10 protein-coding genes are annotated in these 10,271 nt (G+C 36.9%); 1 reads left to right on the top strand and 9 read right to left on the bottom strand.

Going from position 1 to position 10,271, the window contains the following annotated elements; genetic code table 11:
• The 8 genes from AC1M9L_RS14445 to AC1M9L_RS14410 all read right to left on the bottom strand — a co-directional run.
• On the bottom strand, positions 1 to 518 hold a 518-nt coding region (locus tag AC1M9L_RS14445), incomplete at its 3' end, for a 3-oxoacid CoA-transferase subunit A (RefSeq protein ID WP_481592516.1).
• 14 nt (positions 519 to 532) lie between these two features.
• Complete coding sequence (locus AC1M9L_RS14440; RefSeq protein WP_481592515.1) at positions 533 to 1,243, bottom strand: DUF4116 domain-containing protein; 711 nt, start codon at positions 1,241 to 1,243, stop codon at positions 533 to 535.
• A gap of 57 nt (positions 1,244 to 1,300) precedes the next feature.
• Complete coding sequence (gene pobA / locus AC1M9L_RS14435) at positions 1,301 to 2,479, bottom strand: 4-hydroxybenzoate 3-monooxygenase (RefSeq protein WP_481592514.1); 1,179 nt, start codon at positions 2,477 to 2,479, stop codon at positions 1,301 to 1,303.
• Positions 2,480 to 2,689: 210 nt separating this feature from the next.
• Positions 2,690 to 4,045: a carbohydrate porin gene (locus AC1M9L_RS14430; RefSeq protein ID WP_481592513.1), complete on the bottom strand. Its 1,356-nt coding sequence runs from the start codon at positions 4,043 to 4,045 to the stop codon at positions 2,690 to 2,692.
• A 152-nt stretch (positions 4,046 to 4,197) separates the two neighbouring features.
• Positions 4,198 to 5,547, bottom strand: a complete 1,350-nt coding sequence (locus AC1M9L_RS14425) for an MFS transporter (protein WP_481592512.1) — start codon at positions 5,545 to 5,547, stop codon at positions 4,198 to 4,200.
• A 105-nt stretch (positions 5,548 to 5,652) separates the two neighbouring features.
• Positions 5,653 to 5,973: an NIPSNAP family protein gene (locus tag AC1M9L_RS14420; protein WP_481592511.1), complete on the bottom strand. Its 321-nt coding sequence runs from the start codon at positions 5,971 to 5,973 to the stop codon at positions 5,653 to 5,655.
• Between the two features lie 15 nt (positions 5,974 to 5,988).
• Positions 5,989 to 7,704 carry an FAD-dependent oxidoreductase gene (locus AC1M9L_RS14415; protein WP_481592510.1) on the bottom strand — a complete coding sequence of 572 codons (1,716 nt, stop codon included), beginning with the start codon at positions 7,702 to 7,704 and terminating at the stop codon, positions 5,989 to 5,991.
• A gap of 235 nt (positions 7,705 to 7,939) precedes the next feature.
• Entirely contained in the window at positions 7,940 to 8,752 is an 813-nt protein-coding gene (locus AC1M9L_RS14410; RefSeq protein ID WP_481592509.1) for an IclR family transcriptional regulator domain-containing protein, read from the bottom strand.
• A gap of 161 nt (positions 8,753 to 8,913) precedes the next feature.
• Between AC1M9L_RS14410 and AC1M9L_RS14405 the strand changes: the two genes are divergently transcribed.
• The gene (locus tag AC1M9L_RS14405; RefSeq protein WP_481592508.1) at positions 8,914 to 9,657 is read left to right on the top strand and encodes an SDR family NAD(P)-dependent oxidoreductase; all 744 of its coding nucleotides are present in this window, start codon (positions 8,914 to 8,916) and stop codon (positions 9,655 to 9,657) included.
• Positions 9,658 to 9,894: 237 nt separating this feature from the next.
• On the opposite strand, the gene AC1M9L_RS14400 is transcribed toward AC1M9L_RS14405, so the two are convergent.
• On the bottom strand, positions 9,895 to 10,271 hold a 377-nt coding region (locus AC1M9L_RS14400; protein WP_481592507.1), incomplete at its 5' end, for an IS5 family transposase.

Here is a 10,271-nt window from a genome sequence, read left to right as displayed (position 1 = left end):
GATTTACGGTACACCAAGTTCCCCCAGCGATCGCCCTTATGCGCTTTAATTAACGCAAAGTCAGCTTTGATTGGATTTTCTAAAACGTAGTTTTTACCTTCATAATTCATGGTTGGTTTGCCTTCAGCAAGCAAAGTACCAAAACCTGTTGGTGTGTAGATTGGACCTAAGCCCATACCCGCCGCTTGAATACGGCAAGCCAAGTTGCCTTGCGGTACAAGTTCTAACTCGATTTTGCCTGCACGGTAGAGTTCATCGAAGACATAAGAGTCAGACTGACGAGGAAAAGAACAGATGATTTTACGTACAGCGCCTGCTTGTAACAGTTTAGCCAAGCCGTAATCACCATTACCTGCGTTGTTGTTGACGATCACTAAGTCTTTAATACCGAGTTCAATTAAGCCATCGATGAGTTCAGCAGGCTGACCTGCAGTACCAAACCCACCAATCATAATGGTTGAACCGTCTTTAATTTGAGAAAGGGCTTCTATTAAAGAAGTTTGACTTTTATCAATCATTTAAATAATACTCTTTACGATTTAAGAGATTGTGAAACTTGCTGTTGAAATTGTTCACAAAAATCTTTTCTTAAATACTTAATACAATTGCTATTCATTGAAATTGAGTGTGCAATTAGCTCTTCACAATAGGTATCAAGATAGCGGATTATATTTGGATTTTTTGACAGTACTTTTTTCCACGTTTCACATGTTGCGTGTCGATAATATTTAATTGCACTTGGTTTAATATTCAGTGCAACCTCAACAAGGTCTGCACTAAGATTTTCAAAAAATTGTATGCAATCAGGATTTCTTTCAATTGCTATTAATTTCATTTGATCAGTTGGCTGATCTACATATTGGATTGTTAATCCATCTTTTTTAAGTGCGCGTAAAATCAAAGATTTTGATTTTATTTTTACATATTTAAGAGCATGTGGATGACTATCTATGGCAATCGCACACAAAGCTTCATCTTGTTGATCGATATACTGTAAAGCAAATCCATTTTGCTTTAATGCATAAATACAGATTTCTCTATCTGGAAGTTTTAAGTAGCGAATCGCTAAACCTTCATTTTTAACGGCTTCAATACAAACCACTTTAGAGGGATGTGCAAGATGTTTAATAGAATCGCCACACATTTGAACCAATTTTAAAGCATAGGCGTTATGTTCAACATCAATAGCATGTTGTGCAATTAAAATTTGATCCGTTAATCTGAGTCGATTCATTAAATACATCTTGATGCATCCCTTTTTCTCAACCTTAGTATCTTTTAAGGCTTTCAAATATTGCGTTTAATATGGCAAACCAACATAGTTTTCTGCTAAGGTGGCTTTCCCTGCTTGTGAGTCTAAAATGTAGCTCAATTCAGCTTGCTTAATTTTGTGTTCAAATTCAGTTTCAGTTTCAAAGCGATGTAATAAATGTGTCATCCACCATGAGAAACGCTCTGCTTTCCACACTCGTTTTAAACATTTTTCAGAATACTCATTGATGCCTTTTTCGCTACCATCTTGATAAAACTCAATTAAAGCCTGAGAAAGATAAGCAATATCCGATGCCGCCAAATTTAAGCCTTTCGCACCTGTAGGCGGCACAATGTGTGCAGCATCCCCTGCTAAAAATAATTTTCCAAAGCGCATTGGTTCTGTAACAAAGCTACGTAATGGCGCGATACTTTTTTCAATAGATTCGCCAGTGACTAACTTTTCACGGCTTTCTGGGTCTAAACGGTTTTTAAGTTCTTCCCAAAACTTTTCATCTGACCAATCTTCGACTTTTTCAGTTAGAGGTACTTGTAGGTAATAACGGCTACGAGTATGTGAGCGCATACTACATAATGCAAAACCACGTTCAGACTGCACATAAATCAGCTCGTCTGATACAGGTGGTACATCTGCTAAAATACCCAACCAGCCAAATGGATAGACTTTTTCAAAAGTTTTGATTTGATCGCTTGGTACACTCGCTCGGCATACACCATGATAACCATCACAACCAGCAATAAATTCGCATTCAATTTTTACAGCACGACCATCTACCACAAACTCAACTTCTGGTTGGTCATAAAAATTGTTGATACGTACATCTTGCGCCATATAAAAAGATTGCAAACCACTATTTTTACGTGCCGTCATTAAATCTTTAGTGACTTCGGTTTGACCATAAACCGTAACTTGTTTACCTTCGGTTAAGTTGGTTAAATCAATACGATGTTTTTGCTTAGAGGTAAGAATTTCAATACCTGAATGTGGCAGTCCTTTATTTTTTAGATTCTCATCAACGCCTGCTTGCTCTAACAAATCAACCGTTACTTGTTCTAAAATTCCAGCACGGATTCGTGATGCAACATATTCTTCTGATTGTCTTTCAACAATGATGTGATCAATCCCTGCTTTATATAATAGCTGTCCTAATAATAAGCCTGATGGGCCTGCACCAATAATCGCTACTTTAGTTTTCAGAATATCCATATGCTTTTTCCGAGTTAATTCCTGCTATAAAATTTAGTATTTAATGAGGTTTAATTCTACTGAACAATGCGCAAAAAATCCGATGATCGCATTTATAACACTATTATCGCCAACAAGGTGTTTATTTCGTTATCATTAAAATATGGATTTTTAAAATATAAAACAAAAAAAAGCAGAGGAAATCCTCTGCTTTTTTATTTCATGCTTTTATTAGAAATTAAATCTAGTGGTTAAACCAAATACCCACGCATCATCTACTTCTTTTAAACCACCAGGTTGATGGAAAAATATAATACTCGGACGCAGTGCAATAGCAGGTGACCACTGATAGTTGTAGTTAATTTCTGCGCTTAACTCATTATATTTAATAGGTATATATTTCGGATCATTATAATCAGATGAATCTAAACCATTAACTTCATTAAGATAGTTTTGGCGGTCACGTAAGTCACCATTTATATCAAAATATGCAATACCAATCCCTACACTGTCATTCGGGCGACTATCAAAAAGTCCTTTATACCACATCGCATATTGTTGGCTTGATTCAACTGCGGTGGTATCTTTGTCATTCAATGTGAAGTTTGCTGAAACAAATAATCCTCTTTTTGAATTATCTTCATGTGCAAACACTTGTTGTTGTGCATTTAACCACACACTGTTTTTACTGTTGTGATTTTTCAGCTCTGCTGACGTTAATGCAATCTGATTTTCTGGATTGTATTTAATGTCTTTGGTATCTGCTGTCGATAAATATCCACCAACTTTATATTCACCAGGCAATTGACTAAAGACATCAAACTTTGGCTTCCATGACACCTCTAATGGAATTAATGCACCTATTACATTATCCATATCAAGATTAAAACCTTTATCTTCAGCGGTGTTTTCAGGATTAATTTCATAGATACCTAAGCCTATGGTCCACGATGGCAATAGAGTATATTTAACATTCATCCCCCATTGGCTTACAGGGCCATTATACCAAATATCGCCTACAGTTTTACCTAACTGGCCACCACACAACATTAAACTTTGGAATTCACAGTGTGAACCGTTAAAGTCATCCGATAAACCAACCCGGCCAAATTTAAATGTTAAACGCTTATCATCTGAAGCTGTTTTAATCGATGCTTGACTCAAACGCCATGATTGCCCACGACCATAAATTCCTTGTGGACTTGAGAACATTGCTGCCCGTGGATCACCTATTCTTTCTAAAGCTAAAGCATCACCTTCACGCTTAGTGACCACTAGATTAAATTCTGTGTTATCCCAACCTGCAATTTTATTTAAATCGAAATTCGCACCAAAAGTAAGCTGGCTGGCATTGGAGAGCATGTTGTCATCATTGTAGCCACCACTTAAATTTGTTGCAGAATCATTGTGAAAACCTAGTGTAAAATTATAACCCTGCTCTTTTAACGCAACGCGCTGACCGCCCCAATCCCCAAACAACCACTGACGATCTTGTGATAACACTTGATTTGCCGATGCAAGCTGTGAAGTCATTGCACAACTTGTAAATAAACATAGGGTTGTTAAGTTAAATACTTTCATTTTCATATCCTTACAAAAATAACGATTCACAATATTCTTAAATTTTAGATGCACAGAACCACTGAGTATTCATATGAATACTCAAGTGATCTATGTAAAAGTTTTGGTTTGATTAATTCATCGTTGATTGAAGCGTTTAAAACTTTGCCTATAGTGTTTTAAACTTTTACAGACTCACCACTAACCGCTTTAGTTTTTTTACCCAATCCTTGGATTAAAATCGAAACACCAGCTAAAGTTGCAGGAATCATCAGTAAGCTGAACATCACATTAAATGGCATACCTGAGCTAATCATTGCTGCGCCTGCAAAAGCACTTGCAATTGCACCAAAACGACCAATACCATTCATCCAACTTGTCCCTGTTGCACGTGCAGCAGTTGGATAATATTGTGTAGCAATCGCACTTAAACCTACACAACCACCGTTAAATGCGAATCCTAAAATTGAGGCGAATAAGCACATCAGAACTACGCTTTGATTAAAGTGACCTAGAGCAAATGTTGCAGCTGCCCCAACCAACATCGTAATAAATAATACAACACGTGGCTTAAAGCGATCCATTAACCAACCTAATGATACACATCCTACAGGACCACCGAGTTGGAAGAATGAGACAACAATAGCAGCTTCTGAAATTGAGAAGTTGTTCAATTTTACAATTGTTGGTAACCAGCTACTGCATAGATAAACTAAGAACAACGCCATAAAGTAGCTTGTCCACAGCATGATCGTGCCATATAGATATTTTGGTGACAAAATAATACCTAAGCCCGATTTTTGTGTTGGTGGTTCATCTAAATAAATGTCTAAATTTAGAAAGTTTTGACGTGGGAATAAGCGTTTAAGTTGTAACTTAATCTTGTCTTGCGAGTTTTGTTTTTTCAGCAAATATGGAATAGATTCAGGCATTTTCCAATATAAAAATGGCACAAGAATCATCGGTAAAATACCACCGACATACAGCATACTTCTCCAACCAAATTCAGGAATCATCCACGCTGCTAAGAAACCGCCTGCTGCCGCTCCTAAAGAGAAACCGGCAAATACAATCGTCACACACATTAAACGACGACGCTCAGGCGCAAATTCAGAAGCTAAAGTTGCAGCGTTTGGTGCTGCTGCACCTGCACCTAAACCTGTCAAGAATCTTAAGATCATTAACTCTGTGGTGTTGGTTGAAAATGCTGTGAGCAATGTAAATAAACCAAAACTAAATACACTCACCAATAAAATTGGTTTACGACCAAAACGATCTGATAAAGGTCCAGAAGTTAATGCCCCTACTGCTAAACCAATTAATGCAGCACTTAAAACAGGTGCAAGTTCTTGCGGTGTTACACTCCACTCAGCCAAAATCTGAGGTGCAATCAAGCCCATCACAACGACATCCAAGCCATCTAGAGCAATAATTGCAAAACAGAAAAACATAATAAGATTTTGATAAAATCCCATTTTGTTGTCATTCAGAATTGACTTAAAATCTTTCCTTTGCTTTGTAGTGCTCATCTTATTCTCCTTGATAAAAGCACAAATCATCCTTACGGCATTTCTAACAACGCCGTACCTTTAGATGAATTTAATAAATCTATTACTAAATCTGGGACTTAATCATTAATCCTGTTTAAAAATGATTGGTTTAACAATTTGACTCACTTGCGAGAGAATTAATCCCTCTGACGCTTTTAGATAGTTCTGAAATTCAGGGTCTGTGTCTCGGGCAAAACTTCTTTTTTGATAGTCATCCAAACTGTCATAGCCCCACAAATGAACAACTTCATTTAAAGTCCCAATACTCGACACATAAAAACCCAAAGGTTCTCCTAAATGTTTACGTAGTACTGGCATCGCCAATATTTCAAAAACTTCTAAAAACTTAGGCATACATCTTGGATGTATGGTGTAGATTCGATGGTCAACAAGCGCCTTATTCATCATCTGTTTAAACCCTTATTTACTCGCTTGTTGTAATTTCGCAATATGATGTGCGGTAATATAACCGAAGGTCATAATTGGACCTAAAGTAATACCTGCACCCGGATAGTTACCGCCCATAATGCTGGCACGGTCATTACCTACTGCATATAATCCTTGAATTTTTTGATTATTTTCTGACATTACTTCGCCAACTGTTGAGGTGCGAATACCATCAAATGTACCTAAATCGCCCATATATACTTTGACTGCAAAAAATGGTCCTTTTTGAACAGGTGCGACACAAGGATTTGGTTTATTTTCAGGGTCAGCAAGATAACGGTTAAATGAAGTACGTCCACGCTGATATTCAGGGTCTGCACCATGTACCGCGTCTGTATTATATTTCTCAACCGTTTTAACCAATTGATCTGCATCAATACCGGCATTTTTTGCAAGTTCAGCTAAGGTATTCCCTTGAATTAAATAACCATTACTAATGAACTTGCCTCGTGGCATTGGTGCTGGCTTGACATAACCTAAACCATATTTATTAATGGTGTCATTATCACAAATCAGCCACATTGCGGTTTCATCAAGGTGTTCACAAGCACGTATTAAATCTGCACCAACATCATGGTAAGAATTAGATTCATTGGTAAAACGCTTACCATTTTTAAGCACACCAATAATTCCTGGTTTATAACGGTCTAATAAATGTGGAAATACACCATAGCCATCTTTTTCAGGTACTTTTGATACCGGCATCCATGCTGAAGTATCTTCATAATTAACATCTACATGACCACCTACTGACTCAGCCAATCGGCAACCATCACCTGTATTGGTTTTCGGTACTGGAGAAATATGCATACCACCACGTTTTACGTGGGGATAAAGTTGGCTTAAGCGTTTCACATCATGCGAGAAACCACCACAAGCGAGCACAACACCTTGTTTTGATTTAAGGGTGATCTCTTTATTGTTATGCATGATTTTGACACCATTGATTGCCTGTCCATCACTTAACAACTCTTTGACAGGTGCACTTGTAATAATTGGAATATCTAAATCAAATGCAGATTTTGCTAAACTTGCAGCCAAAGCATTACCACTGGTCACGTTAGTACCACGGCCATAAAGCGCAAGTTCTTTAAAATGAATGATCAATCGTTTTGCCACATATACAAATGAAGTAAATGATTTTGTTGCATTAAAGAAATGCTTTAAATCGGCATTAGATGAGTTAAACATCATGCCAATAAAAGTGATGGTTTTTAACGGTGGACGTAGTCGTTTCATATTGTCACCTAATGCACGGATATCAAAAGGTGCCGCCAATACAGAACGTCCAATATCTACACCACCGGGCGCATCTGGATGGTAATCTGGATAAAGTGTTGGTACAAACTTAACACTGGTTTCTTGCTCGAAGAACTTCAGCATTTTAGGACCATTTTCCAAAAATGCCTCAACTGCCTCTTCATTGTAAAATTGCTTAGTTTCATGACGCATATATTCTCGTGCAGATTCCACACTATCTTTAACGCCATTTTTTTGGGCAAGATGGTTATTTGGAATCCACAAAACTCCACCCGAGAAAGCTGTAGTTCCGCCAAACACTGCGTCTTTTTCAACGACAATAACGTTTAAGCCTAACTTTTTAGCAGTTACTGCTGTAGACAATCCACCCGCACCAGATCCAACGATAATTAAATCGTAAACAGTTGTATCCAATTTACTTATATCCATTTAGCAACTCCATCGAACATCTTGAATTAATCTATTTTTTCAAGATCGAGAATTAATTTAGTCCGTTAATGTTTTCATATAAATTACTGCCGAAATAGCATGGTAGCTAGGCTATTTAGTGCAAAATAACCGATATGCAAATATTGAGTGCGATAGTCGGATTTAAATATTGAGTGCGATAGTCGGATTTAAATATTGAGTGCGATAGTCGGATTTAAATTATGAGAGCCTTTTTCTAAATTAGGGCTTTAAGTTCATTTGCAGCTTCTCTTAGCAAAGGTAAAATCGTATTTAATAAATATTGTTCATTCACTTTACTTGTTGGTGCAACTGCATTTAGTCCTGCAACCATATCGCCATTATGATTGACTATAGGTACAGCAATTGCTGTTACACCCAGTTCATATTCTTCAGATGAAATACAATAGCCTTGCTCTTTAACTTTTCTTAATTTTAACAAGAATTTATCTTGCTCAGTCACTGTATAAACCGTGAATCTTTTCAATGGATAATGGCTTAGCCAGTTTAACTGTTCGGATTCAGACTTATGCGCCAATAAAGTTTGCCCAACAGAAGAAGCATATGCAGGTACACGGTTACCTAAATGAATACCAAATGGACTCACTCTAAAGTTATCTTCGTTTTGAATACTTCTAGAAATTGCAACAACCTCATATTCATCTAAAACCACCACTGAATAAATTAAAGTAGTTCGAGCTGCCAAGAAGTTTAAAATGGACTGTGACACTTTAGGTAAATGTGCCGTATTTAGGTAGGCACCCGAAAACTTCAGCACTTTATGAGATAACCAATAATAGTACTCATCAGTATGTAAGTAGCCTAAAAATTTTAACGTTTTTAAATAACGTCGAGTCGCTGTTTTAGTAATACCTGTTCGCTCAGCAACTTGTGTAACATTTAAACGATGTCGATCCGTCCCAAAGGCTTCTAAAATATTGAGTCCTTTCGCCAATCCGGCAATGTAATCCTCATACTTAATAACCTCATCCGATAATTCATGCTTAATTATTTCATTCTTCATGATCAATTCCTTTTCTCAAAATCCCACACTTTAATCCGATATTCGTAATATAAATACTAATATCGCACTTTTTGTGCCTGTATTTATACAATTATTTCAATCAAATATGTACTCTAAATACACGAATAATTTTCTTATTTAGAATAATTTGAGGTTAAAACGGAATTATGACTACACGACTATTAAACAAAGTATGTATTATTACTGGCGCTGCATCAGGTATGGGTGCATCGGAAGCAACTGAGTTTGCTAAAAATGGTGCAAAAGTAATTATTGCAGATTTAGACTTTGAAAAGGCATCTGCTCTTGCAGACTCTATTAGTGCTGAAGGTGGTACAGCCTATCCTTTTCAAGTGAATATGACTCAAAAAGATGAATTAGAAGCTTTAATCAACTTTACTTTAGAAAAATTCTCACGCATTGATGTATTGATCAATAATGCAGGTATCTTTGACTACTACACAAATTCTTTAGAAACCACTGAAGAGTTGTGGGACAAGATTTTTGATATTAATATCAAATCAATCTTTATGCTAAGTAATTTAGTTTTACCAATCATGATGGAACAAAAAACAGGTGCGATTGTAAATATAGCTTCTGTTGCTGGTTTGGTTGCAAAAATGGGTGGTGCTGCTTATACCTCTTCAAAACATGCAGTTATCGGATATACGAAACATCTAGCAGCAGTATATTCAAAAAATGGGATTAAAATTAATGCGATTTGCCCAGGTACCATCAGAACACCAATGACAGAGAAAATGCTTGAAACTCGACCTACGGATAAAATTCCTCAAGATCGTTTTGGTGATTGTCATGAAGTCGCTGAATTAGCAGTTTTCTTAGCATCTGATGAAGCGAAGTTCATGAATGGTGCATGTATCACCATTGATGGTGGCTACACTATTGTTTAATTAAAATATAAAATTAAATAGCTGCTCACAAATAAAGTTTCTATAACTAAAAAAGACTTACAAGATGTTATGAGTCTTGTAAGTCTTTTATTCAATCCCCCCCCTTTGGACTGGAACTTCTGCACAGTGTGGACTGGGAGCAGTCCATCCCCCCTATTTTTTATAGATGTAGGAGGCTTTGTTGCATAAAGGCTTTAAAAATAGAGTTCCCTAAGTAACTCAGATTTAAGTGAAAATTTAGGTATGAGGGCGACCTAATCCTGTGAATTTGTTCAAGACAGCTGCGCGTGCATGAATCTCATAAACCTGACTAGGAAAACTCCTTGCTGTTAATTTATCGTCTAATAATTTGATGCAGTGCATCTTAGTTTCAACCAAGCTTCGCCGATGATAGCCTGACCATTTTTTCCATAGTGTACTACCTAAACGTTTAACTGTTCGAAGTAATTCATTTCGCGCTAGCGAGCTGATCTTTGTATCTTTCCATGGTTTCGCATTTTTTCTAGGTGGAATCACCGCATGCGCTTGCCGATCTGCAATGACCTGACGGCATTGCTTGGTGTCATAAGCTCCATCGGTATAAACAGAGTCAATCTGCTCATCTTGTGGAATCT

It is taken from the genome of Acinetobacter sp. ANC_7511, from assembly GCF_056779975.1.
Note: the sequence above shows the minus strand (reverse complement) of the source record. Positions and strands in the feature narration are given on the sequence as shown.